Below are 26,747 nucleotides of genomic sequence, written 5' to 3' on the forward strand. Positions count from 1 at the left end.
ATCCGGTGAACGGGCACGATCCGGTTCAGGCCGTTTGTGATCGTCTTGAGCCATTCGGGTAACGCCAGCGACCGCCAATGCAAGGCAGCAATCTGTTCGGGCGTCAGCAGCCTTTCGACCTCTTTGCGCGTAACGTCACTGCCAAAGGCAACAATCGCCCGGAAGGATTTTTCACGTAACGCGAATGCGCCGGCTATCCCCGCCAAGTGCGCCACTTGGTGGCCTGCGTCATGGTTGAACAGGAAAATGACGTCCGATTTGACGGAGGCCGCAGCCTTCTTGTGTCGTGGATTATTCATACAAAGCGGCATCTATCGCCATTGATAGATTTTTGCGACCAGTTTGCGGCGCGTTCAATTTTTTACCTGCACATCATGACATGGCTTTGATTAACGGCGGAAGTGCACTAGTCCCGCATACGGATTGGGGGTCTGGCGTAATGGCTGAACAGAAACGGGGGAGTGGGCGGCGCATTTTGCAATCGGGCGCTTGGCTGTTCTTGCCAAAGACCACCTCTGCGGTGCTCAGCCTCATTTACCTTGCCGTTTCGACCCAAAGCTTGGGTGCGGCAGAATTTGGCAAATTCATGCTGATCTTCAGCTTTGCCCAAACAATATCCAGCTTCACATCATTCCAGACGTGGCAAATATTGATCCGCTATGGCACGACATTGGTGCACACAAAGTCCGATCAAAAGCTGGCCGAACTCACATGGTTTTGCCTGATCCTTGATATAATCGGCGCATTGCTGGCGTTTCTGGTTGCGATAGTCGGCGCATGGGCGCTTGCATACAACCAAGGCTGGAGTGACTCAGAGGCAATCGCCGTGGTCGGCTTCACGACCCTTTTGGTGCTGTCCGCCCGTTCGACACCGACAGGGCTGCTGCGCATCAACGACCGCTTTGGCGACGCCGCCATTCCCGACATGCTGGTGCCTATCATCCGCCTTATCGGCACTGGTGTATTGGTGCTGACACAGCCTACGGCATGGGGGTTCCTCGCGGTGTGGCTATTGTCCGAAATGGTGCCAACTATATGGGTTTGGGGGAATGTTTTGCGCCGGCTTAAATTGCCGCTGCGGCTCAACAGTATGCCAACGCTGCGCGGCTTTCAGGAAAGCTTCCCCGGCATTACAAAATTCGCGTTGTGGTCCAATATGGGATCCAGCTTTAAGCTAACCAGCCAGCAAATGGTTGCGGTGGTCGTCGGCTTTTCCGTTGGTGCAGCGGCGGCTGGATTTTTCCGGCTTGGCTATCAATTGGGTCAGGTCTTTGCCCGTGTCGGCGACGCCATATCGATGGCTATATTTACCGAATATGCCCGCGTTGCGCACACCGTCGACGCCAAAGATGCCAGCAATTTGCTCAGCCGCATGATTAAAGTGTCCGGCGTTGCGGCGGTGCTCGTATTGGCGATTGTTGGCTTCACCGGAAAACCGGCCTTGATGTGGATATTTGGCGCAGAGTTTGTCGCCGCTTATCCGTTGGTATTGATCTTGGGCACAGCCACCGCCGTGCAATTTGCCACATTGGGGTTGGAGCCTGCACTGCTCACCGCGGGCAAGGCTGGCCGGGTGATGCTGTGCAGCCTTGCTGGTGCTATTGTCGTGGTGCTTATGATGATCTGGCTTATGCCCATTTATGCCGAGGTTGGTGCAGCATTCGCGATGTTAGGCGCAGCTATGGTCAACGCCGCGCTGCTGGTCATTTCCTATCGGCAAAAGATAGTTGCACCAAAAACCACAGACGCGGCTTAACGCGGTTCGTGCGCCTTTATGAAGGTCGTAACATCGGTAATGACAGGCGCCTTGTTCCGGAAGGGCCGTGCGACCGCCATGATGATGTCGGAATGGCCAACATCGGGATAAATTTTCAGCTGCTGTTTCCCACCCAGCGCGGCAATCCGTTCCGACAGGACCTTGCTGTTGCGTGGTTTCACCACAGTGTCCTTGTCCCCCGTCAGCAACAACAATGGCGGCGCATCGGCGCGCGCATATGTAATAGGCTGGGTCTCGGTTAAGTCGGGCCAATGGCCAAAGGCAATTTTCGATGACTCGGTGGTGAACGGCAAGAAATCATAAGGGCCGGCTAGCCCGATCACGCCTTTAATAACGTCCGTCCCAAGGCCCTGCGCCTTCAAATAGCGCGGATCAAGCGCCGTCATCATCGCGATATGCGCGCCAGCGCTGTGTCCCATCAGGAAAATGTTGTCTTTGTTGCCCTGATGCTTGGCGATATTTGCGTGCACCCACGCAATGGCCTCCGCTGTGTCGTCCACAAATGCGGGGAAGCGAACCTTTGGTGATTTGCGATAATCGGCAATGACGGTGACATATCCGCGCGATGCAAAGGCACGACCCAAAAAGCCATAGCCTTCCCGCTCACCATCGCGCCACGAACCACCATGAAAGAAGATGAGGACGGGGTACGGCGCGGATGCAGCGCCTTCAGGCGCATAGATATCCAGCTTCTGCCGCGCGTCGGTTCCGTAAGCGATCGCCGTCACAGGCGCTCCATCAAACTCGGCCGCCCCGGGCGCCCACCGGTCGGCAAAATCGAGCTTTTGTGGATCGCTCTTGTTCCAGAGCCATAAGCCGGAACCAACAAGCGCAAGGAGCAAAGCCATGAGGATATATTTGATCATTCGCGCTATGTGCCGGTTAACGCGCTGTTGAACAACGAAAAAAGGCGGCCCCAACGGAGCCGCCCCTTCCTAACAGTCCGCAAGGGTGAACCCTTGCGTTTCTGAATATTCTTAACGCTTCGAGAACTGGAAGCTCTTACGCGCCTTGGCCTTGCCGTATTTCTTACGCTCGACAACGCGGCTGTCGCGGGTCAGGAAGCCTTCCGACTTCACAGCGCTACGCAGCAGTGGCTCATATTTCGACAGTGCCTGAGCGATGCCATGCTTGACCGCGCCAGCCTGACCCGAAAGACCACCGCCCTTGACGGTTGCGATGACGTCATATTGGCCCGTACGCTCGGTGACACCGAACGGCTGGTTGATGACGAGACGCAGCGAAGGACGTGCGAAGTAAACTTCCTGATCACGGCCATTGACGACAATCTTGCCGGTGCCTGGCTTCAACCAAACGCGTGCAACCGCGTCCTTACGACGGCCAGTTGCATAAGCGCGACCTTGCGCATCAATTTCCTGTTCGCGAACGACAGCAGCAATCTGAGCTGGTGCCTGAACGTCGGCGCCCAGGGTTTCGAGATCAGCGAGCGAATTTGCAGTTTCAGACATTATGCACCCACCTTGTTCTTGCGGTTCATAGAAGCGACGTCGAGCGTCGTTGGCTGTTGGCCGGCATGCGGATGCTCGGTACCATTATACAGATGCAGCGCGCGCATTTGGGCACGACCCAAAGGACCGCGTGGAACCATGCGCTCAACGGCCTTTTCAAGGACGCGCTCAGGGAACTTGCTATCAAGTACCTTACCCGCAGTGATGCCCTTGATCCCGCCGATGTAACCGGTGTGGCGATAGTAAACCTTGTCGGTCAGCTTCTTGCCGGTGAACTTCACCTTGTCCGCATTGATGACGACAACATGGTCGCCGCAATCAACGTGCGGGGTGTAGCTTGGCTTGGTCTTACCACGCAGGATGTTGGCGATAAGGCTGGCAACACGGCCAACAACCAAACCTTCTGCGTCAATGAGGATCCACGATTTCTCGACGTCCTGTGGACGGATCGATTTCGTAACTCTGGATAGCGTTTTCATCGCTAATCGCACCTTTCGAAATTTTAGTGTTGCACAGAATCACAAAGGATCCTGCACGCGAAGCTGTGCCAATGGCGATGAACCGGCCAATAGTCAAGCAAAAGCAAGGGTTTTACGACGGGTATAATAATACCCGTCGGCGTTTAGGCGGTATCACGCCCCAAGACATGCGCGCCCCAGACCGTTGCCGCAACCAAAAGGGCGCCGACCGCCTGATGCGAAACGGCAAGGACGATGTTGACCCCCGTCATCACGGTCGCAATGCCCAGCAGCATCTGGATACCGAAGGCGCTATGGATCGCCGCAGAAGCCCCACGAACGCCCGCTTTCTTGACCCGCCGTGCCATCAGGATCAGCGCAATCACCGCGACCCACGCCCACCAGCGGTGGACGAAATGGGTGAGATAGGGGTCATTCACCAAGGCGTAAAATGCGCCGTTGGCGGTATCGACGCCATCTGGATAGAAACGGTCGTTCATCAATGGCCATGTGTTGGCACCATATCCGGCATTCAACCCGGCAACCCACGCGCCGAAGAGCAATTGGATAAACAATATCGCCAAGATGCTGCCCGTAAAGCCTGTGATACGCGCGGGCTTTGCCGATGGATTTTTTGTCAGCTCCTTTAAATCAAGCGCAGTCCAAACAAGGCCGCCCAAGATTGTGAGGGCCGTCAAAAGATGGACGGCAAGCCGGTAGTGGCTGACATCGGTGCGCGCAGAAAGGCCCGATGACACCATCCACCAGCCAATGGTCCCTTGCAGACCACCAAGCGCAAGCAAAGCAAGCAGGCGCGGCTTATAGCCGCTTGGGATCGCCTGCTTGATCCAGAACCACGCCAGCGGCAGCGCAAATGCCAATCCGATGACGCGTCCCAACAAGCGGTGGACCCATTCCCAGAAATAGATGAATTTGAACTCCGCCAGCGTCATGCCAGCCGGACCGTTAATCTCGGTATATTCAGGGATTTGTTTGTACTTTTCGAATTCGGAGAGCCAGCTCGCCTCGTTCAACGGTGGCAAGGTGCCCGTGATGGGTTTCCATTCGGTAATCGACAGGCCCGATTCGGTCAGACGCGTAATTCCGCCCACAACGACGATCGCGAAGACGAGAACCGCCACGCTCATAAGCCATGTAATCAGCGCCTGAGGGCGCGATGGGCACGGATTGGCTGCGGTGTCAGAATGCGGAGCTTTGTTCATAAGCCGCGATATGCCCCTGATTTCAGCAAGCTGCAAGCGGACAGAGGTTGCAAAAATGGTCATAATGGCTGCAATTTATGCGATGTAATGTTGTAACGTCTAACGAATCGGTGTAGTGCGACCGCAATGACGCAGGCATGGAAAAAATGGCGATGGGACGGGCTTGGCTTAAGCATTGCCGGCCTGTGCCTTGTGCATTGCCTTGTCACCACGCTTTTGCTCGCGTTTCTGGCATCGGCGAGCGGTGTTTTGCTCAACTCGGTCATTCATGAAACTGGCCTGTTTCTGGCCATTCTCTTCGGCGTGCTGGCACTTGGTAAGGGCTTTTGGGATCATGGACTGTTTACGCCAGCTATCGTTGGCGCAGCCGGCATCGGCATGATGGCGGGCGCATTGACGCTACCACATGGATTGATGGAGATCGTCTGGACCGTCCTTGGCGTCATCTGCCTCGCGTTAGGACATTTCCTGAACCACCGCGCATCTGCCTGACGGGCAATTGACCGGCTGGCTGTCAAAGCCTACATCACCATCATGGCAGTTCATCATCATCACGAGCATGCAGGCGCATCGCTTGCCGAAGCCGCCGAGTCGGCGTTGGTCGAGGCGGGCGAGCAATGGACCGATATGCGTGCGGATATCTTCGCCGTGCTCGCCACATTTGAAAAACCCGCATCGGCCTACGACATCGCTGATCTCGTTTCGCAAAAGCGCGGTAAGCGCGTTGCACCCAACAGCGTGTACCGGATACTCGATCTGTTCGTGACCACCAACCTTGCGCGCCGCGTCGAAAGCGCGAACGCCTATCTTGCAAATTCGCATCCCGGATGTTTGCATGATTGCATTTTCCTGATCTGCGACAGCTGCGGCACGGCCACACATATTGATGACGACACACTGACCATGAACGTTCGCGCAGCGGCCGAACATGCCGGTTTTGCTGAGGTTCGCCCCGTGATCGAAGTCCGCGGAAAATGCGCCGATTGCGGGTAGCGCTGGCGCAATTACCCGTTCGACACCCCGATAAAAGGCCGCTAAGCTGACGTCATGACACATAACCCAGACACGCCGTTACTCGACACGGTTAAAGTGCCCTCGGACCTTCGCAATCTTGCCGCGTCGCAGCTTCGCCAGCTCGCGGATGAATTGCGCGCTGAAACCATATCTGCAGTTTCCGTGACGGGCGGCCATTTGGGCGCTGGCTTGGGCGTCGTCGAACTGACGACCGCTATCCATTATGTCTTCAACACGCCCGATGACCGTTTGGTCTGGGACGTTGGCCACCAATGCTATCCGCACAAGATCCTGACGGGTCGCCGCGACCGCATTCGCACTTTGCGCACAGGCGGGGGCCTTTCGGGCTTCACCAAGCGCAGCGAAAGCGAATATGATCCGTTCGGCGCGGCACATAGCTCCACCTCTATTTCGGCCGCCTTGGGTTTTGCCGTCGCCAACAAGATTGCGGGCAAACCCGGCAAAGCGATTGCCGTCATTGGTGATGGTTCGATGTCGGCCGGCATGGCTTATGAGGCGATGAACAACGCCCAAGCCGCGGGCAACCGTCTGGTCGTCATCCTGAATGACAATGACATGTCGATCGCACCGCCCGTTGGCGGTCTGTCGGCTTATTTGTCGCGTCTGGTGTCCTCCAGCGAATATCTCGGCCTGCGCAGCCTTGCGAGCAAAGTCGCCAAAAAGCTTTCGCGCCGCATCTATTCGGCTGCGTCAAAGGCGGAAGAATTCGCGCGTGGCATGGCGATGGGCGGCACCTTGTTCGAAGAACTTGGCTTTTATTATGTCGGCCCCATCGACGGCCATAATCTCGACCAGCTTATCCCCGTCCTCGAAAATGTCCGCGACAATGCCGAAGGCCCCGTGCTGATCCATGTCGTTACGCAAAAGGGCAAAGGTTACGCCCCTGCCGAAGCGTCAGCTGACAAATATCATGGCGTCGTCAAATTCGACGTGGTCACGGGTAAGCAGGACAAGGGCCCCGGTGGCGGCCCGCCCGCTTATCAAAATGTCTTCGGTGAAACGCTGGCCAAGCTCGCCGAAACCGATCCCAAGATTTGCGCGATAACCGCCGCAATGCCCGGCGGCACCGGCGTCGACAAATTCTCTGCCGCGCACCCCGAACGGGCGTTCGATGTCGGCATCGCGGAACAACATGCCGTCACCTTTGCGGCTGGACTTGCGGCACAGGGGATGCGCCCCTTCTGCGCGATTTACTCCACCTTCCTGCAACGCGCCTATGACCAAGTCGTGCACGACGTCGCGATCCAGAATCTGCCGGTACGCTTCGCCATTGACCGCGCTGGCCTCGTCGGCGCCGATGGCAGCACGCACGCGGGTTCGTTCGACATTACCTATTTGGCGACCTTGCCCAATATGGTCGTCATGTCGCCTGCTGATGAGGCAGAACTGGTCCACATGACCTACACCGCCGCCCTGCACGACAGCGGGCCCATCGCGTTCCGCTATCCGCGCGGCAATGGCACGGGCGTTGCGATGCCCGACGTGCCGCAGCAGTTGGAAATCGGCAAAGGCCGGATCATCCGCGAAGGCAAGAAGGTTGCGATTCTCTCACTCGGCACGCGCTTGGCCGAAGCGATGAAGGCGGCAGAAACGCTGGATGCCAAGGGCCTGAGTACCACCGTCGCCGACTTGCGCTTTGCAAAGCCACTTGATGAAAAAATGATCCGCCATCTAATCGCCACGCATGAAGTTGTCGTGACGGTCGAAGAGGCATCCGTGGGCGGCCTTGGCGCGCATGTTCTGACACTCGCCAGCGACGCTGGCTTGATGGACGCTGGTCTAAAAATCCGCACGATGCGCTTGCCGGACATGTTCCAGGAACATGACAGCCCGCAAAAGCAATATGACGAAGCCGGCCTGAATGCCCCGCAGATCGTCGAAACAGTGCTAAAGGCGCTGCGCCACAACAGCGCCGGCGTGGAGGAAGCGAGCGTTCGGGCCTGATGACGGTGGCAGCGCAGGATTTACCCGAGCGCGAGAAACAAGTTCTTCGGCACATCCATCAACGGATCATGCCGTCGGACCCAACTAGCACGACCGGGCCATTCAGAAAGGACTGATTGTGACAACCATCGCCGCCATATTTCTTGCGGGAGCAGCTTTGTTCTATGCCGCGTCATCAACTCCGGCAGGCCCGCCAACGGTCACAGCAACCTACCCTACCGATGGCAGTGTGATACCGCCCGGCCCTTATGTCCTGAAGGTAACGTTTGACCGTCCGATGGCTCCCGGAAGTTTTTCCTTCGTTCAAGCGAACCAGGAAACCTATCCGCTGTGCGACAACAAACCCAAAATTTCAGCCGATGGCCGCAGCTTTACAATGGCGTGTACCGCTAAACCGAATGGGCGGTACGAAATCTGGTTCAACCGCGGACGTTTTATGAATTTTAGGTCAAAGGACGGGCTTGTTCCGGCACAGCCAAAGCGCCTAACCTTCGGGACGCGATAAACAAATTCTCGTCAGCTTAACCCGGAATAACAGCCTGCGCGGTTTGGCCGTCGCCTTCGGGCGCGGCGATGATGTCGCGGGTGATGCTGCCTTTGTTGACCGTGTTGGTCTGCGGGTCACCGACCGAAGAACGAATACCCATTTCGGCATTGCCCGAAGTCGTTGAGATCGCGCGTTCAGCGGCAGAACGCGGTGCGATGCCGCCAAACAAAGCGTCCAAAACCTGTTCCTGACCACCGTCGGCCGGACGGATTGCCGTTGCCGCGGTTGGCTCCAGCGCGAAATCGGGTGGAACGACCAAAGGCGCAGCGCGGCCAACCGTTGGCGCCGCCACTTCATTGCCACCAAGCAAATTGCCTACCGAGGAACAACCCGCCAATGTTGGCAGGGTCGCGATCGCCATAGCGAGTAGGGCTGATTTCGTTTTCATATGCGTATCCATTTACTGGGCAGACTGCGGACGGGGCGCTGGTGCTGCGCCGCCGAACATTGCGTCCAAAACCTGATCTTTCGTATCACCATCTTGCGGGCGCGGCGCATCGGGTGTCGGCGCGGGCAACACAAATTCGGTTGGAAGCTGAAGCGGCTTTGACCGGCTTACGGCAAATTCATCTGGCCGGTCACGGTCAAACACGCTGGTGGTGCCGCAGCCCGAAAGCGCGAGCAAAGCAACTGACGCCGCCGCAAACATATTGATCCGCTTCATGATTTCTCCACTATGTCAGCGCTGCTTTCGGGTTGCTGAACGTCAGTCCCGCCTACCGCTTGCTTGTCGCTTATCAGGAAGGCGCGGGCAAGCAATATCAGCACGCCAATGCTGATGCAGGCATCGGCAAGGTTGAATATGTAAAAAGGCCGGAATGCCCCAATATGCAAATCGGCATAATCGACGACATAGCCATAGCGCACGCGGTCCACGATATTGCCAAGCGCGCCGCCCAAAACGAGCGACAAGGCCAGCACATCGCCGCGCAGTTTCTCCCGCCACATCCAAACGGCAACACCCGCGGCAATCACCGCCGTCAGCGCCACCAACGCCCAGCGTTCGCCATCGTTATCTGCCGTCAGAAAGCTCATCGAAACGCCGCGATTTTCGGCATAGCGCAGGTCGAAGAACGAAATGATGTGAATGACACCGCGGCTTTTCAGCTGAAGCGGGCCAAGCATCGCATATTTCACGATCTGGTCCGCGATGAACACAAGGCTGGCCAGCATGATGCCCTGAAGGCGGAATTTGGAATTGGGGTTCATGCGTTTCCGTTCACAACAGTATCGCATCTGTCGCACAATGCGCCATCGTCCACAACCTCGGGAAGATGCCGCCAGCAACGGCCGCATTTGTGGTTGGTGGTTTTGACTGCGCCAGCGCTATCGCCGTGATGGACAGCCGAGACGATGAATATTTCGGCGAGATCTACATCGCCGAACACTCCGCTGTGGGTATATTCCACTTCAAGGCTGGAGCCGACAATCTTCTCACGGCGCATGGGTTCGATTTGTTCGGTTGCGACCATACGCGCCGCACGAATGCTCGACCATTTTTCAGCCAAGGCCCCGTCAAGAACGGCGGGAACCTCCGGCCAATCCGAAAAATGCACGCTGTCTTCATCGGGGAAGCGCGTCTGCCACACCTCTTCGCTGGTGAAGACCAGCACCGGCGCGGCATAGCGCACGAGGGCGTGGAACAAGGTGTCGAGCACTGTACGATACGCCATCCGCTTGGGATCGGTCGGTGCGTCGCAATAGAGGCAATCTTTGCGGATATCGAAGAAGAATGCCGACAGGTCTTCGTTGCAAAACTCGGTCAGCAACCGGACATAAGTGTTGAAGTCAAAATCATTGACCGCCGTCTTCAACTTCGCGTCCATATCCGCGAGCAGATGGAGCATATAACGCTCCAGCTCGGGCATTTTGGCAACTTCAACCTTTTCCGCGTCGGTGAACCCGTCGAGCGCGCCGAGCAGATAGCGGAAGGTGTTGCGCAATTTGCGATATTGGTCGGAAACGCCCTGCAGGATTTCCTTGCCGATCCGGTGGTCTTCGGTGAAGTCCACGGTCAACGCCCACAGCCGCAAAATATCCGCGCCGCTGTCGCGCATCAGGTCGAGCGGGTTGATCGTGTTGCCCAGCGACTTGGACATTTTCATGCCCTTTTGATCCATCGTAAAGCCGTGGGTCAGCACCGCCTTGTAGGGCGCATGACCGCGCGTGCCGCAGCTTTGCAACAGGCTCGACTGGAACCAGCCACGATGCTGGTCGCTGCCTTCGAGATAGAGGTCCGCACGCGGGCCGGTATAGCCTTCTTCGCGCAACAGATCGGGCCAACGTCCGCTTTCGAGGACAAAGGCATGCGTGCAGCCCGAATCAAACCACACGTCCAAAATGTCCGTGACGCGTTCATAATCGGCAAGCGCATAGTCGCTGCCCAGATATTCCTGTGCGCGTTCGTCGCTCCAGCCATCGACGCCATTTTCGCGAATGCCCGCGATGATACGTGCGTTCACGCCCGCGTCGCAGAGATATTGGCCGGACTTGCGATCCACAAAAAGCGTGATCGGCACGCCCCATGCGCGCTGGCGGGACAGCACCCAGTCGGGGCGGCCTTCGACCATTGCGGTGATGCGGTTCTGGCCCTTTTCCGGAACCCAGCGGGTGTCCGAAATCGCGGTCATTGCGGTGTCTCTCAAAGACCGAAGCCCTGAGCCTGTCGAAGGGCGGCTCTCGTCCGATACGCGTGCTTCGACAAGCTCAGCACTACGGTTTAGATCGAGTGGCTTATCCATCGGCACAAACCATTGCGGGGTACAGCGATAGATGACCTTCGCCTTTGACCGCCAGCTGTGCGGATAGCTGTGCTTATAATCCGCCGATGCCGCGAGCAGTCCGCCCGCGTCGCGTAACGCGGTGCAGATGGGGCCGTCAGGCGCGTTGAATTTGGGGTTGATGACGCTGCCCTCGCCACCGAGCCAGAGCCAATCGGCGCGATATTTGCCATCGCCTTCAACCGCGAAGACCGGTTCAATGCCATTGGCCTTGCACAGGTCAAAGTCATCCTCACCATGGTCGGGCGCCATATGGACGAGGCCGGTACCGCTGTCGGTCGTGACAAAATCGCCCGCGAGCATTGGACGCAGCTTGGCAAAGAAACCGCCGAGTTCGTGCATCGGGTGACGGACGATGGTTCCGGCTAACTTGTCGCCACTATACATTCCAGCAAGCCTGCCTTCGGCGCTGGTAGGTTCGTAGCCCCAGCGTTGCATCGACGCAGCTTGGCAACCGAATGCGACTAGGTACTTTTTGCCGTTCCATTCAACAAGGTCGTAAGAAAGATCCGGACCATAAGCGATCGCCTGATTGACCGGAATCGTCCAAGGCGTGGTTGTCCAGATCACCGCATGCGCGCCAACGAGTTCGGCAATCGGCGATTCCACGATCTCAAACGCCACGTCAATCTGCGTCGACGTGATCTCCTCATATTCGACTTCAGCTTCCGCGAGCGCGGTCTTTTCCACCGGCGACCACATCACGGGCTTTGCACCGCGATACAGCTGGCCGCTTTCGGCAAATTTCAACAGCTCCGAAACAATGGTGGCTTCGGCCTGGAAATCCATGGTCAGATAGGGATTGTCCCAATCGGCATTGATGCCCAGCCGCTTCAATTGTTCGCGCTGCGTATCGACCCAATGTTGCGCATAAGCGCGGCATTCGGCGCGGAACTCGACGGCGGGGACCTCGTCCTTGTTGAGCTTTTTCTTGCGATATTGCTCTTCGACCTTCCACTCGATGGGCAGGCCGTGGCAATCCCAACCGGGCACATAAGGCGCGTCTTTGCCCAACAATGTCTGCGTGCGGACGACCATGTCCTTCAGGATATGGTTCAGCGCGTGGCCAATATGCATGTCGCCATTCGCATAAGGCGGGCCATCATGCAGAATGAACTTCTCACGCCCGCGGCGGCGATTGCGCAGCTCCGCATAAAAATCCTGCGCCTGCCAACGCGCGAGAATGCCCGGTTCCTTCTGCGGAAGGCCGGCCTTCATAGGGAAATCTGTTTTCGGCAGGAAAACGGTGTCGCGATAGTCGATAGGGTCAGTCATGTTGTGCGGGTGCCTAAAGGATATGGCGCTGCAAATAAAGCCTGTATCCGCGCTGTTGCACGCACCGCGTCATGTGGCGATGGTTTGGAAAGATCTATCTTACACCGTCATGCTGAACTTGTTTCAGCATCTTACTTTTTCAAACGGTCCGGAATTAAGGCCCTGAAACAAGTTCAGGGTGACGAAGCCAGGGAATCGATGGTTTATCGCTCCGCCCACTACGCGCCCAATATCCGGCGGGCTTCGTCGCAATCCTGCGCCATTTGCGCCATCAGTGCGTCCAGACTGTCAAACTTCGCCTCACCGCGGATGAAGGCGTGGAATTCGATTTCGATATTCTGCCCATACAGATCCTCGGCAAAGTCGAAGAAATGCGGCTCAAGCAATTCCTTGGGCGGGTCGAACGTCGGGCGGATACCAAGGTTCGCAGCGCCATTCAGCACCCGCCCATCGGGCAACCGGCCCTTCACCGCATAAATGCCGTACCGCGGGCGCAAATAATGGCCCATGTCGATATTGGCGGTCGGGAAACCCAAAAGCCGCCCGTTTTTATCGCCATGCTGCACAATGCCCTCAACCGTGAACGGCCGGGTGAGCAAGGCGGTGGCCGTGGCGCAGTCGCCATCCTTTAGCGCATTGCGAATACGGCTCGACGATATCACGCCGCCATCATCGACCACTGGCCCCATGGCGGTCGACGTCAGGCCATGCGCACCGCCCAAATCGCGCAACACGTCAATATTGCCGCCGCGCTTATGTCCAAAGGTAAAGTCCTCACCTGTGACCACCGCCGAAATGCCCAGACGTTCCATCAGCAATGTGACGATGAAATCTTCGGCACTGGTCGCGGCAAGCTCTGCATCGAAATCAAACACCAGCATCGCGTCGGCACCGGCTTCTTCAAACAAGCGCTGGCGCTGATCGAGCGTCGTTAGACGGAACCAAGGCGATTCCGGCGCAAAAAAGCGCACGGGATGCGGATCAAATGTTGCGATGATCGCTGGCTTACCCGCCGCCTTGGCCTGCTTTATCGCTTCGCCAGCAACGGCCTGATGCCCCAAATGAAAGCCATCAAAATTGCCCAAGGCAACGACACCGCCGCGCAATGCGTCAGGCGTTCGGTCTTTGGCAGAAAGGCGCGGAATGGTCATATCAATGTCACCGTAATATCAATTTCACCGCAGCCCTGAGCAGCAATCGCTTTGCGATTGCGTCCGTCGAAGGGCGGCTCTCGATCTTGCAACGCCCTTCGACTTTTCGCCGACGCTTCGCATCGACGGCTCAGGGCTACGGTTTTGCGTATAGGTCATTTTGCAACATTCGCCATCGGTACCAAGCCAGCACGGATGACGCGCAACGCGTTTTCACCCATGACGGCGCGAATTTCGTCTGGCGTGAAGCCCTCGTCCATCAACGCTTGCGTGACTTGCGCGAGTTGCGACGTATCGAAACGCACCGTGGTCGCGCCATCATAGTCCGATCCCAACGCGACATGTTGAATGCCAACGAGATCGCGCACATGCTTCATCGCCTTGGCCGCAGCACGCGGATCGGTGGAGCATATAGCGCCTTCCCAATAGCCGATGCCAATGATGCCGCCGGTTTTGGCGACGCCGCGCACTTCGTCATCGGTCAGATTGCGGTTCACCTTACACGTCGCTTGCACCCCGCCATGGCTGGAGACCACGGGACGCTTCGCCATGGCCAGAACCTCGGCAACGCCAGCATGGCTGAGATGCGCGATGTCGACAATCATGCCCTTGGCCTCCATCCGGCGCAAAATGTCGCGACCAAACGGCGTCAGTCCGCCTTTTTTCAGGCCGTGCATCGACCCGCCCAATTCATTGTCAAAGAAATGCGTGAACCCCGCCATGCGGAACCCGGCGTCGTACAATCGGTCGAGATTTTCCGCCTTGCCTTCAAGATTATGGAGCCCTTCAATGGTCAGCATCGCGCCGACGGTGCTCCGGTCCTTTTGCCGCGCGGCCAGCAAGGCATCGAGCTGCTGCGCCTTGTCCACGGCTTGCAATTTTCCGTCCGATCCCGTGACCGCATGGTCGCGCTTCGACGCGTGATATAGCGACCGCTCAACCAATGAGCGCCATGTTTTCACTGGCTGCAACTGCGCGAAGGTCAGCAAAGTGATATTGTCGGTGTCCGCACCATTGCCATCATAATTCTGGCCTTTGGGCGTTTTGGTGACTGACGAGAAAAGCTGCAGCGCGACATTGCCCTCTTGCAGGCGCGGCAAATCCATATGGCCGCGATCCGCAGGCTTGCCCAAATCGCGGTTCCACATCAACGTGTCGCTGTGCAGGTCGACGATGTTCAATGTCTTGTGCAATGCCTTGGCCTCATCGCTGACCTTGATCAGCGGCTGACCGTCCACCGCGTTCATCGAACCTTCGACATAGCCAGGCAAAAAACCGAAAAAGCCAATCGCAGCCGCGCCAATCAGCGTCAGTGGAATCCAGAATTTCTTGCGCATCATTTCCCCCAATATACCGCGCTTAGTTCTTTGCCCGCCGCACAAGCGTGACAAAATCAAACGCCGGTGCGCCGTTCAACGCAGCATGGCTTTCGCGGGACAGTTCTTCCCACTCCGCCACATCAAAATCCGGAACCGACGTGTCGCCTTCGGGCTGCGCGGCAATCTCCGTCAGTTCAATGCGGTCCGCGAGCGGCAGAAACAGATTATAGATTTCCGCGCCGCCGATAATGCACACATGTGGGCCGTTGGCGATCTTCAGCGCGTCGGCCACCGAATGCGCGATTTCGGCGCCCTCTTCTTCCCATTCGGTATCGCGCGTCAAAACAATGTGGCGTCGGCCATCCAGCAGGCCGGGCAGGCTGTCAAAGGTCTTGCGCCCCATAATCATGGGCCGGCCTTTGGTTATCTGTTTGAAATGCCGCAGGTCCGCGGGGAGATGCCACGGCATGCCGCCATCTTTCCCGATGACTCCGTTGGCGGCGCGGGCGAGGACAAGGATAATTTCGGGATGATTCATAACCCCGCTTTGCCTTGAAAAACTTAGCGATACAAGCGGGTGACGTGGCCTATTTTTCGCCCCGGGCGCGCTTGTGCCTTTCCATAGAGATGCAGATGCGCCGCGGGGTCGGCCAAAATCTGTTCAAAGGCGTCGCCATCATCCCCGATCAGGTTCTGCATTTCGACACGGGCCGCCACCGTTTCGGTACTGCCAAGTGGCAGTCCGCAAATCGCGCGAATGTGGTTTTCAAACTGGCTCGTGACCGCGCCTTCAATCGTCCAATGGCCGCTATTGTGCACGCGGGGCGCGATTTCATTGAACAAGGGACCGGCGCTGCTGGCAAAAAATTCGGCGGTGAATACGCCGACATAATCAAGCTTGGTCGCAACCGCCGCCGCCATATCGCGCGCCGCCTGTTGCTGGCTTTCCACAAGTGCGCCAGCCGGCAGCGTCGACGTTGCCAAAATGCCACCGACATGCACATTGTGCGGGCTGTCCCAAAAGCGGATCTCGCCATCTTGGCCGCGCACCAATATCACCGAAAATTCGGCATCGAACCGCACCATGGCTTCCGCGATCAGGGGCTGCGCTCCGGTCTGCGCCCATGCATCGGCCAGATCATCCTGCGACGTGACGCGAAGCTGCCCCTTGCCGTCATATCCCATGCGGATCGTCTTCAGAATGCACGGGATACCCACCGCATCAACCGCCGCCTGCACGTCGTCTTGCACATTTGCGATGGCAAAGTTCGCTGTCTGTCCGCCAAGGCTGCGCACAAAGCGCTTTTCGGCGTCACGATCCTGCGCAACTTCCAATGCCTTGGCCGGCGGATAAATGGGGACGAGCCCTGCAATCGTTTCAAGCGGTGCAACGGGCACATTTTCAAATTCGAAGGTGACGACATCGCATTGCTGCGCAAAATCTTTCAACGCGGCATGGTCGTCATAGGCGCCAATGCTGCTTTGCGCGGCAACGTCAAACGCCACATTGTCACCCGCTGGCGCGTAAATATGGCAGCGATGGCCAAGCTGGGCCGCCGCAACCGCGAGCATCCGGCCAAGCTGGCCGCCACCCAATATTCCAATGGTCGAACCAGGAGGCAACGCAGTCATCGGCTTCGTCTCACTCTGGCGTTTCGGCGACCGACGCGGTCTGGGCCGCGCGCCATGCATCCAGCCGCGCCGCGAGCGCTGCATCATTATTGGCGAGCATCGCCGCGGCCAAAAGCGCGGCGTTCGTTGCGCCCGCCTTGCCAATCGCGAGCGTGCCGACGGGAATGCCTGCGGGCATCTGGACGATCGACAACAGGCTGTCCATGCCATCCAGCGCCTTCGACTGTACCGGCACGCCAAGCACCGGAAGCCGCGTCATCGATGCCGCCATACCTGGCAGATGCGCCGCGCCACCCGCGCCCGCAATAATGCATTGCAGACCCCTATCGGCCGCGCTCTTTGCATAATCGTACAGACGCTCAGGCGTACGGTGCGCGGACACCACTTTGCATTCATGAGGAATGTCGAGCGCGGTCAGCGTGGCGGACGCTTCGCGCATCGTGTCCCAGTCCGAACGGCTTCCCATGATGATGCCAATAAGCGGCGCTGAGTCAGTCATGTGTCACTCCCCTGACAACTTTGATGGCATGGCCTTAGCCGCGTGGTGCAAAAGGCGCAATCCAGCAACAATAGGATAATCACAGGCCCGCGCACGCACGCGGCACGACAATGTTACTGCGCGGATAGATAGTGATATGCACCGTTCAAATTGTCGTCGAGTTCATAGACAATCGGTTGGCCGGTCGGGATTTCAAGGCCATTGATATCCGCATCCGAAATGCCCGAAATATGCTTCACCAGCGCGCGCAAGCTGTTGCCATGCGCAGAGATGAGAACGGTCTTTCCGGCCTTTAGTTCAGGGACAATGGCGCTCTCCCAATATGGCAGAACGCGCAGTATCGTGTCTTTCAGGCTTTCCGACGCGGGGATTTTGATGCCCGCATAACGCGGATCGGACGACAGGTCATAAGGCGATCCCACCTCCAATGGCGGCGGTGGAATATCAAAACTGCGGCGCCAAATTTTGACCTGTTCGTCGCCATGCTTGGCCGCTGTCTCTGCCTTATCAAGGCCCGTCAGGCCGCCATAATGGCGCTCGTTCAATTGCCAGTTTTTGGTCACCGGAACCCAAAGCCGGCCCATCGCCTCAAGCGCAAGGTTCAACGTCTTGATCGCGCGCGTCTGCACGCTGGTAAAGGCGACATCAGGGGCAATGCCCTTGGCCTTCATCAACTCACCCGCGGCCCACGCTTCGGCTGCGCCTTTTTCGGTTACGTCGACATCCCACCAACCGGTGAACCGGTTTTCCAGGTTCCATTGGGATTGTCCGTGGCGAATGAGGATAAGCTTTGGCATGGGAGTTCCTTCGTTGTTTGACCGCGCCCTAACGCAAGTTGGTCAAATCGCCAAGGTCATGAAACGGCTAAACGGGTCTTCGACATAATCGCCAAAGGGTGGGCAATATTCAAACCCATGCGCTTCATACAGCGCCAACGCAGGCGCAAAGTCCGCCGACGAGCCGGTCTCAAGGCTCAAGCGATGATAACCACGGGCGCGCGCTTGCGAAATGATATGCGTCAGCATGTTGGCGCCAACACCTTTGCGCAAATGGTCCGCATGCGTGCGCATCGATTTGACCTCGCCATGTTCGCGCGTCAGCTCTTTCAACGCCCCGCACCCCGCAAGCGCATCCCCGTCCCAAATCGACCAAAAGGTTACATCGGGCGCATTCAGCCCGTCGAAATCCAGAAAATGGCAACTTTCCGGTGGCGAGCTTGCCAGCATCCCCGCGAAATGCGTTTCCAGCAAGGCGCGGATTTCACTGCCGGAAAGATCATCCAAGATGATGCGCATGGGGGCCGCTTACACCATCTCCGCCAGCGTCGCGAGGCACTCGCGGGCCAGCAGGCGGCACCGTTCGGGCGACCATCCCTGATAGGGATCATTGCCGTGCACCGTGTCTTTGTAAGGCATTTCAAGCGTCATCGACACGCATTGATGCGACGGACCAAAACGCTCGGCGAGCTGGTTTGTCGACATGGTCAGGTTGGCTTTGCCCGGCCCCGCTTTGGTGTAACCCAGCTCGGTCTGGAAATCGGGTGTGCGCGCGGCGAGGCGATTGATGAAATCATTGTATCGCGCGCCTTGGTCATCGGTCCATGACGGAATGCCTTCAAACCCGGCCATGAATGCAGCGGGAATGGCTTCATCCCCATGAACATCCATCGCCCAATGCACGCCGGTTTCATCCATGGCGTTGCGAATAGCCAGCACCTCTGGACTACGCTCCAAGCTTGGCTCGGCCCATTCGCGGTTCAGGTTTACGCCCGCAAAATTGGTGCGCAAATGTCCGCGGCAGCTGCCGTCGGGATTACAATTGGGCACGATATGTAACCGGCATTTTTCCAGCAACACGCGCGTGTGCGGATCGCTAAGGTCGGTGAGCATATCCAACGCACCTTCCATCCAATATTCGGCCTGCGTTTCGCCCGGATGCTGGCGCGCGTACAGCCAGACTTGCGTTTCGCCATCCCCCATCGACAGGCAATCAATCGGCTGCCCTTCCAGGCTGTGGCCCAAGCACCGATAGCTAACGCCTTCGCATGTTGCGGCGTCAGAAATCAGATCATGGTGCCGTTCCATGCTAAAGGGCGCGAAATAGGCGAACCAGACGATGTCGCTGGCGGGCGTGTAGCGGATGGTCAGTGTGCCGCCGTCCGCGGCTTTGTTATAGCTCGTATCGGCGCGGCCCCAAAAATCGCGGTCTTCGGAAACGCAGGCGCGATAATCTGGCCAGCCGCCGGGATAGGCGCTGCCCTCCAAGCCCGTTATGCGCAGTTCAATTTCTTCACCCGCTGCGCACGCAACGCGGAAGTGGAACCATTGCGCGAACTCCGAATCCTTATCCTTGCGAATGCCAAGGGTGGCGCGGTTGCCATCGATGGCGTGCACTAGGATGTTACCGCTGTCGAATGCAGCATTGATATCGGTGATCGGCATTTTTGGTTCGCTCTCGCAATGAAGTTTATGGAACGCGGATAGTCTCGCCAGACACGCCGGGGAAGTCCTTAAACAATGCCTCTGCCAATTTTGAGGCCGCAATAGCGGGCTGCGCGGCAGGAGAGCCCGCTTTGGCCGATTGCACCGCCGTCCCTTCCCATATCACCAGCTGGTCACTGCGCCGGATGATGCGCACCGACAATGTGGTCTGCAATTGCGCTGCCGACCCGCCACCGAGATTGATGCCAACGCCCAAGCCAATGCCCGACCCATAGCTGCCGGTTGATCCGCCGACGCCCACGGAAACCGGTGACCGGCGCTCCGGGCGTATCATCGTCGCGCCAAAGCGTATTTCGGCAACAACGTCGCTTGTACCCGTTGGATTGCGATAGCCGACCCGCTGCATTTCACGCGTCACCGCCGCAACATAAGGCGAAGCCGATAGCGATCGGTCCGCCGCCGATTCGCCGGCAACCTCAACCCCAAAACTGCTATTGCCATAAGGCACGCCTTCGGATGCGCGGTTAAAGCGCGTGACCTCAACAGGGCCCGTAGGAACGACACAGGCCGTCAGCAGTGAAAGCGCGAGAAGTGGCAAAATTCGGGGAGTTTTCATCATGGTCCTATCCTTTAGCGCATCATATATCATGGCAAGCTATGTATGGGGGCTGAATCGCATAATTGCGCCGAACGCGCTTGACTTTCCGCCGCCCCACCCATAGGAGCGCGCCTTCAATTCAAGCTTTATGCATCAAAAAGACGGGTAAATCCGATGAAAGTCGTTAATTCTCTCAAGTCGCTCAAAGGCCGCCATCGTGACAACCGCGTGATTCGTCGTCGTGGCCGGACCTATGTGATCAACAAGACCCAGCCACGCTTTAAGGCGCGCCAGGGTTAATTGGCCGCTGCCTGCGCAATGCGGGCAGATGGTTTTATCAAAAGACCGCTCCGAATCTGATTCGCGGGCGGTTTTTTTGCGTCTTCACTCTAGGATTTGCTCATGACAAAAATCACCACCGTCGTGTTTGATGTCGGCAAAGTGCTGTTCGAATGGGATTTGCGGCATCTTTTTGCAAAGTTGATCGCCGACAAGGCGGAGCTGGAATATTTCGTCACGCATGTTGTTACGCCCGAATGGCATTTTCAGCATGATGCCGGTCGGCCATTGGCCGAGATGACCGCGGAACGTATTGCGCTATATCCGAAATATGAAAACGAGATCGACGCGTACCGGACACGTTTTAACGAGACGATTCCGGGCCCTGTCACAGGCGCGCTGGAAATCGTGCACGAACTGGCCGCGCGCGCCGTCCCGCTTTTTGCCATTACCAATTTTGGTGCGGAGTTTTGGGAGATGTTCCGTCCGACCCAACCAATTTTTGACCATTTCGGAGACATTGTCGTCTCGGGCGTCGAGAAAATGGTCAAGCCAGACCCCGATATCTATGCGCTGGCGCTGCGGCGCTTTGGGCTGAAGCCCGGCGAGGCGATATTCATCGATGACAATCACGACAATGTCGTCAGCGCCCGCGCCAATGGCTTTGCTGCGCATCATTTTACCGATGCAGAAACGCTGCGCCGCGCATTGGTGGCGCTTGATTTACTGGACTAATGTTTTTGCGCGCAGAGGCGCGGAGGACGCAGAGAATATATGATTTGCGTCGCGTGCGCTGCGCCTTTGTATGAACCAAAAAACATCAGCGCAGGCCCTTCCATTCAGCGCCCGTCTGTGCTTAAGCGACCGGCGAAACTCTTTATTGTCGAGGATGTAATCTCCCATGAATATCCATGAATATCAGGCCAAAGAACTGCTTGCGAAATTTGGTGTGGCGTGTCCCGCTGGTATCGCGGCGCTCAGCGTTGAAGAAGCGGTTGCGGCTGCGAAGCAATTGCCTGGTCCGCTTTATGTTGTGAAGTCGCAAATCCACGCGGGTGGACGCGGCAAGGGCAAGTTCAAGGAATTGGGTCCTGATGCAAAGGGCGGTGTTCGCTTGGCCTTCAACCTCGACGAAGTTGAATCGCATGCAAAAGAAATGCTGGGCAACACGCTGGTCACCATCCAGACCGGCCCTGAAGGCAAGCAAGTCAACCGTCTGTACATCACCGATGGCGCCGACATTAAGCAGGAATTCTACCTCGCATTGTTGGTCGATCGCGCGACCAGCCGGATTGCTATTGTTGCCTCAACCGAAGGCGGCATGAACATCGAAGACGTGGCGCATGACAGCCCCGAGAAGATTCACACCATCGTTGTCGATCCAGCAACCGGACTTCAGCCGCACCATGGCCGCAGCGTTGCAAAGGCGCTTGGCCTGACGGGTGATTTGGCCAAGCAAGCACAGACTGTGGTTGCCGGTCTCTATGCCGCGTTCTTGGGCACCGATGCCGAACAGATTGAAATCAACCCGCTCGCTGTGTGCGAAGGCAAGAATGGCGATGAACTGTTGGTGCTGGATGCCAAGGTTGCGTTTGATGGCAATGCGATGTTCCGCCACAAGGATCTGGCCGAGCTGCGCGACCTGACGGAAGAAGACCCTGCCGAAGTCGAAGCATCCGAATATGACCTTGCCTATATCAAGCTCGACGGCAACATCGGCTGCATGGTCAACGGCGCGGGTCTTGCGATGGCCACCATGGACATCATCAAGCTGAACGGCGAATTCCCAGCCAACTTCTTGGACGTAGGGGGCGGCGCTTCGAAGGAAAAGGTGACTGCGGCATTCAAGATCATCCTGAAGGACCCAGCCGTAAAGGGCATTTTGGTCAATATCTTCGGCGGCATCATGAAATGCGACATCATCGCGGACGGTATCGTTGCTGCGGCAAAGGAAGTGAACCTTTCGGTACCGCTCGTTGTCCGCCTTGAGGGCACCAATGTGCAGCAGGGCAAGGACATCCTCGCCAATAGCGGCCTGCCTATCGTATCGGCCAACGACCTTGGCGATGCAGCCGCGAAGATTGTCGCGGAAGTGCGCAAAGCAGCTTAGTGTATCGAACGCTTGACGTTCACGTCAACGTTAAGCATAGGCGCTCCAGTTTAGGCGGGCATTCACTCGCCATTTGAGTCGGTATGGAAGGATGAGCAGATGAAGATCATCGTCCCCGTTAAGCGGGTCATCGATTATAATGTTAAGCCGCGGGTTAAGCCCGATGGTTCGGGTGTTGATTTGGCGAATGTCAAAATGAGCATGAACCCGTTTGACGAAATCGCGGTCGAAGAAGCGCTGCGTTTGCGTGAAAAGGGCGTTGCGACCGAAGTCATCGCGGTGTCGATCGGACCAGACAAGGCGCAAGAAACATTGCGCACGGCGCTCGCCATGGGTGCTGATCGCGCGATCCTCGTCGTCGCTGAAGATGTCGAGCCGCTCGCGGTTGCCAAGATCCTTGCGAAGGTCATGGACGAAGAACAGCCCGGCCTCGTCATTCTTGGTAAGCAAGCGATTGACGATGACTCGAACCAGACGGGCCAAATGCTCGCTGCCTTGACCGGCCGTCCGCAGGGCACCTTTGCCAACACGGTCAACGTGTCCGGCGATGAAGTGCATGTCGCGCGCGAAGTCGATGGCGGTTTGCAGACCGTAGCGTTGAAGATGCCCGCCATCATCACGACCGACCTGCGCTTGAACGAGCCACGTTATGCGTCGCTGCCCAACATCATGAAAGCAAAGTCGAAGCCACTCGCGCAGAAAACACCTGCCGATTATGGTGTGGACGTTAGCCCACGCCTGAAGACGTTGAAGGTTGTTGAACCGCCTGTGCGTAGCGCCGGTATCAAGGTTGCCGACGTCGATGCGCTGGTTGCAAAGCTCAAGGAAATAGGAGTGGCCGCATGAAGACCCTCGTTTATGCCGAACATGACAATGCATCGCTGAAGGATGCAACGCTTGCGGTCGTCACCGCTGCATCGCAGATTGGCGAAGTGCATGTCCTCGTCGCTGGCTCAGGCTGCGGCGCAGTTGCCGAGCAGGCTGCAAAGATCGCTGGCGTGACCACCGTGCATGTTGCTGATGACGCAGCTTATGCGCAACAGCTCGCTGAAAATGTTGCGCCTTTGGTGGCATCATTGATGGCGACGCATGACGCATTTTTGGCGCCAGCCACATCGAACGGCAAGAACATCGCCCCCCGCGTTGCTGCCTTGCTTGATGTCATGCAAATCTCCGACATCCTCAGCGTTGAAAGCGCGGACACGTTCACGCGTCCCATCTATGCCGGTAACGCTATTGCGACTGTCCAATCTTCGGACGCCAAGAAGGTCATCACCGTTCGCGGTACCGCCTTTGCCAAGGCTGAAGAAACCGGCGGTTCTGCTGCAATCGAAGCTGTCTCGGGCAGCGGCGATGCAGGCACGTCGAAGTTCATCTCGGCTGAAATCGCCAAGCAGGAGCGCCCTGAACTGACATCGGCCAAGATCATCGTATCCGGCGGCCGCGCGCTCAAGGACTCGGCGACGTTCAGCGAAGTCATCTTGCCACTCGCCGACAAGCTTGGCGCAGGCGTTGGCGCAAGCCGCGCTGCTGTGGATGCGGGCTATGTCCCCAATGACTATCAGGTCGGCCAAACCGGCAAGATCGTTGCCCCTGAAGTCTATATCGCGGTCGGCATCTCCGGCGCGATCCAGCATCTTGCGGGCATGAAGGACTCCAAGGTCATCGTCGCCATCAACAAAGATGAAGACGCACCGATCTTCCAAGTTGCTGACATCGGCCTCGTCGGTGACCTGTTTACGGTCGTGCCTGAATTGGTCGGCAAGCTGTAACGTCTAGTAACATTGCGTAAAAATTTCAGGGCGGTCAGAAATGGCCGCCCTTTTTACTTGTGGCTTTAATGCCATTGGGTAACCTGCTGGATATGGCAAAGTCACTGGTCGCATCGCTTATCATTATCGCCCTCACAATGTCGTCGCCAGCTATTGCTGCAGCGCCTGCGCCGTTGATTTTAAAGCCGACTTCATCATGGCAGGTCAATTATGCCGAGGAAAGATGCCGCCTCGGTCGGCAGTTTGGGGACGGCAAGCAAACAGTTTTGTTGTTTATGGACCGCTTTAGCCCAAGTGAATATTTCCGCCTGACGATTGCCGGAAAACGCATACAAACATCCGTTCAAAAAGGTGAAGCCAATATCCAGTTCGGGCCGAGCGAGCAGGAACAGAAAATTGCGTTTCTCGCCGGAAATCTTGGTAAGGAACCAGCCTTGATTTTTTCCAGCAGCGCGCGCGTTGCGCCGCCAAGCGGGTCTGAATTACTGGCGATGAAAGATCGGGAAAATGCAGAGTGGGTTGTTATTCAACCAATTAGTGAGGACCGGCAAAAGGCAATTCGCTACTTGCGCGTTGGCAAGCCTCTGCAAAAACCGTTGATGCTGGAGACAGGTTCCATGCGCGGACCATTGGCGGCGCTCGATACCTGCATTGACAATCTTCTCAGCAGTTGGGGTGTCGATGTCGAAAAGCACAAGACGCTCAGCCAACGGGCCAAGCCGCTTCAGCCGCCGGGCAAATGGATTGTGTCATCCGACTATCCGATCGCCATGCTCGCTGCTGGCCAACCTGCCCTCGTAAATTTCCGGCTCACCGTTGGACCTGATGGCATGCCAACCGCATGCCATATTCAAGCAACAACACGGCCCAAATTTTTTGACGATGCTGTCTGCAAATCCGTAATGCGGCGTGCGCGTTTTTCCCCCGCACTTGATGCGCAGGGTCAGCCATTGGAGTCTTACTACCAAAACAATGTCTATTTCAGGCTGCCCTAAGAACTCAAAACCCGCTTAAAAAGCTGCCGAGATTTTCGCCCAAATTGTCGACCGCATAGCCGCCTTCGGTCAGGACAACCGTCGGCAATCCGGTCGCGGCAATGTCGTGGGCCAGCATCGCATAATCCGATGTCTTCAGTGCGAAGTTGGCGATTGGGTCGCCTTCAAAGGTATCTGCGCCGAAGCTGACAATCAGCAAGCCGGGGTCATACCGGGCGATGGCGTCTAGGGCTGCCGCTTGCGCCGCGCGAAAGGCGGTGAGCGTTGTTCCTTGCGGCAATGGCAGATTCAGCGTTGCCCCTGCCCCCGCACCTTCGCCCACTTCATCGGCATGGCCCCAGTAGAATGGGAAATCAGTCGCCGGGTCTGCGTGGACAGAGGCATAAAAGACATCGCCCCGGTCCCAGAATATGTCCTGCGTGCCGTTGCCATGATGATAGTCAATGTCGAGAATGGCGACGCGCGCGATACCTGCGTCGCGTGCCGCTTGCGCCGCAACCGCCGCCTGATTGATGAAACAATATCCGCCAAGATAGTCGGCCCCTGCATGATGCCCGGGCGGGCGGCACAAAGCCGTGGCCACGCGGTCGCCAGCGAGCACAGCGTCAAGCGCCGACAAGGCCGACTGTGTGCTCCAATAGGCCGAAGTCCAGCTGTCGGCGGTCAATGGCGTCGAACTATCCATGCTGTAGCGACCGGCCAAGGCGTCGATACGCGTTAGATCCAACGCGCGCCGCCGCACCACTGGCCATATATAGCCCATCACATCACCTGACCGCCCGGCGGCAAGCCAACGGTCATGCGCAGTCTTGAGATATGCGATGTAACCCGCATCATGCACCGCCAATATCGGTGCCTCCCCATGGTCGGTGGGGCTTTGCGTGGCGGGCACACCAGCACATAGCGCCTGTGCGCGCGCGGGCGTTTCGGCATAGGGAACGAACGCGCCATTATGCAGCTCTTGAACCGGCGCATGGTCAAGCTGGCGGGGATCAAAAAACAGGCGCATCGTTCGGTATTTTCCAGTTTACAAGATGCCACCGCATAGCCCGACAATAAGCACTTTGCGAGAGCTTGCGCGACTCTGGCAAATGCCAGATGCAACCGGCATCAGCTTCATGACGACCTTCGGCACGGCCAACATGATTTCGCAATCGGTGAACGCCAATTTGCCGGACTTGCAGCTGAAGCAGTGTTTGTGTTATAACGGACGTATGAACAAAACTGTCAAAATTATAAAAGTCGGAAACAGCGCCGCCATCATTCTGCCCAAACGCGACCTTGACCGTTTGCAGGCGAAGGTTGGAGATGTGTTGACGAAGCTCGATACCGATCGGGGACTCGAGTTAAAACCATATGACGCTGACTTTGATGCCCAAATGCAAGTTGCCCGTGAAGTCATGGCGCAGCGGAAGCGCGCGCTCCGCGAACTTGCCAAATAAG

The 26,747-nt window shown here is 57.3% G+C and carries 29 protein-coding genes and 1 pseudogene; 11 read left to right on the forward strand and 19 right to left on the reverse strand.

All coding sequences use genetic code 11. The features are described from left to right. Window positions 1–299 (reverse strand): annotated as a pseudogene (locus tag ACIQ0G_RS01555) (hypothetical protein); the annotation flags it as partial. Window positions 300–439: 140 nt separating this feature from the next. Here ACIQ0G_RS01555 and ACIQ0G_RS01560 point away from each other — a divergent pair. Next, window positions 440–1,756: a lipopolysaccharide biosynthesis protein gene (locus tag ACIQ0G_RS01560; RefSeq protein WP_397576389.1), complete on the forward strand. Its 1,317-nt coding sequence runs from the start codon at window positions 440–442 to the stop codon at window positions 1,754–1,756. Here ACIQ0G_RS01560 and ACIQ0G_RS01565 read toward each other — a convergent pair. From ACIQ0G_RS01565 to ACIQ0G_RS01580, 4 genes are all read right to left on the reverse strand, one after another. After that, window positions 1,753–2,643 carry an alpha/beta hydrolase gene (locus ACIQ0G_RS01565; protein WP_397576390.1) on the reverse strand — a complete coding sequence of 297 codons (891 nt, stop codon included), beginning with the start codon at window positions 2,641–2,643 and terminating at the stop codon, window positions 1,753–1,755. The two genes, ACIQ0G_RS01560 and ACIQ0G_RS01565, sit on opposite strands and share 4 nt — an antisense overlap. A 111-nt stretch (window positions 2,644–2,754) precedes the next feature. After that, complete coding sequence (gene rpsI, locus ACIQ0G_RS01570; protein ID WP_324478941.1) at window positions 2,755–3,246, reverse strand: 30S ribosomal protein S9; 492 nt, start codon at window positions 3,244–3,246, stop codon at window positions 2,755–2,757. Next, window positions 3,246–3,725 (reverse strand): 50S ribosomal protein L13, encoded by a 480-nt coding sequence (gene rplM / locus ACIQ0G_RS01575; RefSeq protein ID WP_183938967.1) that lies wholly within the window; start codon window positions 3,723–3,725, stop codon window positions 3,246–3,248. Before rplM ends, rpsI begins: the two co-directional genes overlap by 1 nt. Before the next feature lie 143 nt (window positions 3,726–3,868). Then, a complete protein-coding gene (locus ACIQ0G_RS01580; protein ID WP_397576418.1) occupies window positions 3,869–4,927 on the reverse strand; it encodes a COX15/CtaA family protein in 1,059 nt (352 codons plus the stop codon). Window positions 4,928–5,053: 126 nt separating this feature from the next. Here ACIQ0G_RS01580 and ACIQ0G_RS01585 point away from each other — a divergent pair, with 126 nt between their 5' ends. The 3 genes from ACIQ0G_RS01585 to dxs are packed head-to-tail and all read left to right on the forward strand — an operon-like array spanning window position 5,054 to window position 7,906. After that, the gene (locus ACIQ0G_RS01585; protein ID WP_397576391.1) at window positions 5,054–5,419 is read left to right on the forward strand and encodes a MerC domain-containing protein; all 366 of its coding nucleotides are present in this window, start codon (window positions 5,054–5,056) and stop codon (window positions 5,417–5,419) included. A 42-nt stretch (window positions 5,420–5,461) separates the two neighbouring features. Continuing rightward, window positions 5,462–5,920, forward strand: coding sequence for a Fur family transcriptional regulator (locus ACIQ0G_RS01590; RefSeq protein WP_397576392.1), 459 nt, complete (start codon window positions 5,462–5,464; stop codon window positions 5,918–5,920). Window positions 5,921–5,974: 54 nt separating this feature from the next. Next, window positions 5,975–7,906 carry a 1-deoxy-D-xylulose-5-phosphate synthase gene (dxs, locus tag ACIQ0G_RS01595; RefSeq protein WP_397576393.1) on the forward strand — a complete coding sequence of 644 codons (1,932 nt, stop codon included), beginning with the start codon at window positions 5,975–5,977 and terminating at the stop codon, window positions 7,904–7,906. A gap of 521 nt (window positions 7,907–8,427) precedes the next feature. Here the strand turns inward: dxs and ACIQ0G_RS01600 are convergent. From ACIQ0G_RS01600 to ACIQ0G_RS01660, 13 genes are all read right to left on the reverse strand, one after another. Further along, complete coding sequence (locus ACIQ0G_RS01600; protein WP_397576394.1) at window positions 8,428–8,841, reverse strand: DUF3035 domain-containing protein; 414 nt, start codon at window positions 8,839–8,841, stop codon at window positions 8,428–8,430. Between the two features lie 12 nt (window positions 8,842–8,853). Continuing rightward, window positions 8,854–9,117 (reverse strand): DUF3035 domain-containing protein, encoded by a 264-nt coding sequence (locus ACIQ0G_RS01605; protein ID WP_397576395.1) that lies wholly within the window; start codon window positions 9,115–9,117, stop codon window positions 8,854–8,856. Continuing rightward, window positions 9,114–9,662, reverse strand: coding sequence for a signal peptidase II (gene lspA / locus ACIQ0G_RS01610; protein ID WP_397576396.1), 549 nt, complete (start codon window positions 9,660–9,662; stop codon window positions 9,114–9,116). Before lspA ends, ACIQ0G_RS01605 begins: the two co-directional genes overlap by 4 nt. After that, window positions 9,659–12,508 (reverse strand): isoleucine--tRNA ligase, encoded by a 2,850-nt coding sequence (gene ileS, locus ACIQ0G_RS01615; RefSeq protein WP_397576397.1) that lies wholly within the window; start codon window positions 12,506–12,508, stop codon window positions 9,659–9,661. Before ileS ends, lspA begins: the two co-directional genes overlap by 4 nt. 218 nt (window positions 12,509–12,726) lie before the next feature. Continuing rightward, entirely contained in the window at window positions 12,727–13,653 is a 927-nt protein-coding gene (locus tag ACIQ0G_RS01620; protein WP_397576419.1) for a bifunctional riboflavin kinase/FAD synthetase, read from the reverse strand. Window positions 13,654–13,814: 161 nt separating this feature from the next. Continuing rightward, entirely contained in the window at window positions 13,815–14,996 is a 1,182-nt protein-coding gene (locus ACIQ0G_RS01625; protein ID WP_397576420.1) for a dipeptidase, read from the reverse strand. Window positions 14,997–15,018: 22 nt separating this feature from the next. Next, window positions 15,019–15,516, reverse strand: coding sequence for a dihydrofolate reductase (locus ACIQ0G_RS01630; RefSeq protein ID WP_397576398.1), 498 nt, complete (start codon window positions 15,514–15,516; stop codon window positions 15,019–15,021). 23 nt (window positions 15,517–15,539) lie between these two features. Beyond that, the gene (locus ACIQ0G_RS01635; protein ID WP_397576399.1) at window positions 15,540–16,610 is read right to left on the reverse strand and encodes a 5-(carboxyamino)imidazole ribonucleotide synthase; all 1,071 of its coding nucleotides are present in this window, start codon (window positions 16,608–16,610) and stop codon (window positions 15,540–15,542) included. Between the two features lie 10 nt (window positions 16,611–16,620). After that, on the reverse strand, window positions 16,621–17,109 hold the full coding sequence (purE, locus tag ACIQ0G_RS01640) for a 5-(carboxyamino)imidazole ribonucleotide mutase (protein ID WP_397576400.1): 489 nt from the start codon (window positions 17,107–17,109) through the stop codon (window positions 16,621–16,623). 113 nt (window positions 17,110–17,222) lie between these two features. Then, entirely contained in the window at window positions 17,223–17,906 is a 684-nt protein-coding gene (gene gpmA, locus ACIQ0G_RS01645; RefSeq protein WP_397576401.1) for a 2,3-diphosphoglycerate-dependent phosphoglycerate mutase, read from the reverse strand. 42 nt (window positions 17,907–17,948) lie between these two features. Continuing rightward, window positions 17,949–18,404, reverse strand: a complete 456-nt coding sequence (locus tag ACIQ0G_RS01650) for a GNAT family N-acetyltransferase (protein ID WP_397576402.1) — start codon at window positions 18,402–18,404, stop codon at window positions 17,949–17,951. Between the two features lie 9 nt (window positions 18,405–18,413). Then, entirely contained in the window at window positions 18,414–19,550 is a 1,137-nt protein-coding gene (locus ACIQ0G_RS01655; RefSeq protein ID WP_397576403.1) for a M14-type cytosolic carboxypeptidase, read from the reverse strand. A gap of 25 nt (window positions 19,551–19,575) precedes the next feature. After that, a complete protein-coding gene (locus ACIQ0G_RS01660; RefSeq protein ID WP_397576404.1) occupies window positions 19,576–20,169 on the reverse strand; it encodes a DUF4136 domain-containing protein in 594 nt (197 codons plus the stop codon). A gap of 153 nt (window positions 20,170–20,322) precedes the next feature. Between ACIQ0G_RS01660 and ykgO the strand changes: the two genes are divergently transcribed. The 6 genes from ykgO to ACIQ0G_RS01690 all read left to right on the forward strand — a co-directional run bounded on the left by ykgO (window position 20,323) and on the right by ACIQ0G_RS01690 (window position 25,304). After that, the gene (gene ykgO, locus ACIQ0G_RS01665) at window positions 20,323–20,448 is read left to right on the forward strand and encodes a type B 50S ribosomal protein L36 (protein WP_125229386.1); all 126 of its coding nucleotides are present in this window, start codon (window positions 20,323–20,325) and stop codon (window positions 20,446–20,448) included. Between the two features lie 102 nt (window positions 20,449–20,550). Then, a complete protein-coding gene (locus tag ACIQ0G_RS01670) occupies window positions 20,551–21,162 on the forward strand; it encodes an HAD family hydrolase (protein WP_397576405.1) in 612 nt (203 codons plus the stop codon). A 166-nt stretch (window positions 21,163–21,328) separates the two neighbouring features. Then, a complete protein-coding gene (gene sucC, locus ACIQ0G_RS01675; RefSeq protein ID WP_183938927.1) occupies window positions 21,329–22,537 on the forward strand; it encodes an ADP-forming succinate--CoA ligase subunit beta in 1,209 nt (402 codons plus the stop codon). A gap of 99 nt (window positions 22,538–22,636) precedes the next feature. Next, the gene (locus ACIQ0G_RS01680; RefSeq protein WP_183938925.1) at window positions 22,637–23,383 is read left to right on the forward strand and encodes an electron transfer flavoprotein subunit beta/FixA family protein; all 747 of its coding nucleotides are present in this window, start codon (window positions 22,637–22,639) and stop codon (window positions 23,381–23,383) included. Then, a complete protein-coding gene (locus ACIQ0G_RS01685; RefSeq protein WP_324478976.1) occupies window positions 23,380–24,309 on the forward strand; it encodes an electron transfer flavoprotein subunit alpha/FixB family protein in 930 nt (309 codons plus the stop codon). Before ACIQ0G_RS01680 ends, ACIQ0G_RS01685 begins: the two co-directional genes overlap by 4 nt. 68 nt (window positions 24,310–24,377) lie before the next feature. Then, window positions 24,378–25,304 (forward strand): energy transducer TonB, encoded by a 927-nt coding sequence (locus tag ACIQ0G_RS01690; protein WP_397576406.1) that lies wholly within the window; start codon window positions 24,378–24,380, stop codon window positions 25,302–25,304. A gap of 4 nt (window positions 25,305–25,308) precedes the next feature. On the opposite strand, the gene ACIQ0G_RS01695 is transcribed toward ACIQ0G_RS01690, so the two are convergent. After that, window positions 25,309–26,313: a histone deacetylase family protein gene (locus ACIQ0G_RS01695; protein WP_397576407.1), complete on the reverse strand. Its 1,005-nt coding sequence runs from the start codon at window positions 26,311–26,313 to the stop codon at window positions 25,309–25,311. 82 nt (window positions 26,314–26,395) lie between these two features. Between ACIQ0G_RS01695 and ACIQ0G_RS01700 the strand changes: the two genes are divergently transcribed. Next, window positions 26,396–26,746 (forward strand): hypothetical protein, encoded by a 351-nt coding sequence (locus tag ACIQ0G_RS01700; protein ID WP_397576408.1) that lies wholly within the window; start codon window positions 26,396–26,398, stop codon window positions 26,744–26,746. Window position 26,747 lies beyond the last annotated feature (1 nt).

Origin of the sequence: Sphingorhabdus sp., from assembly GCF_044354325.1 — a bacterium.
In the GTDB taxonomy this organism is placed as follows: domain Bacteria; phylum Pseudomonadota; class Alphaproteobacteria; order Sphingomonadales; family Sphingomonadaceae; genus Sphingorhabdus_B.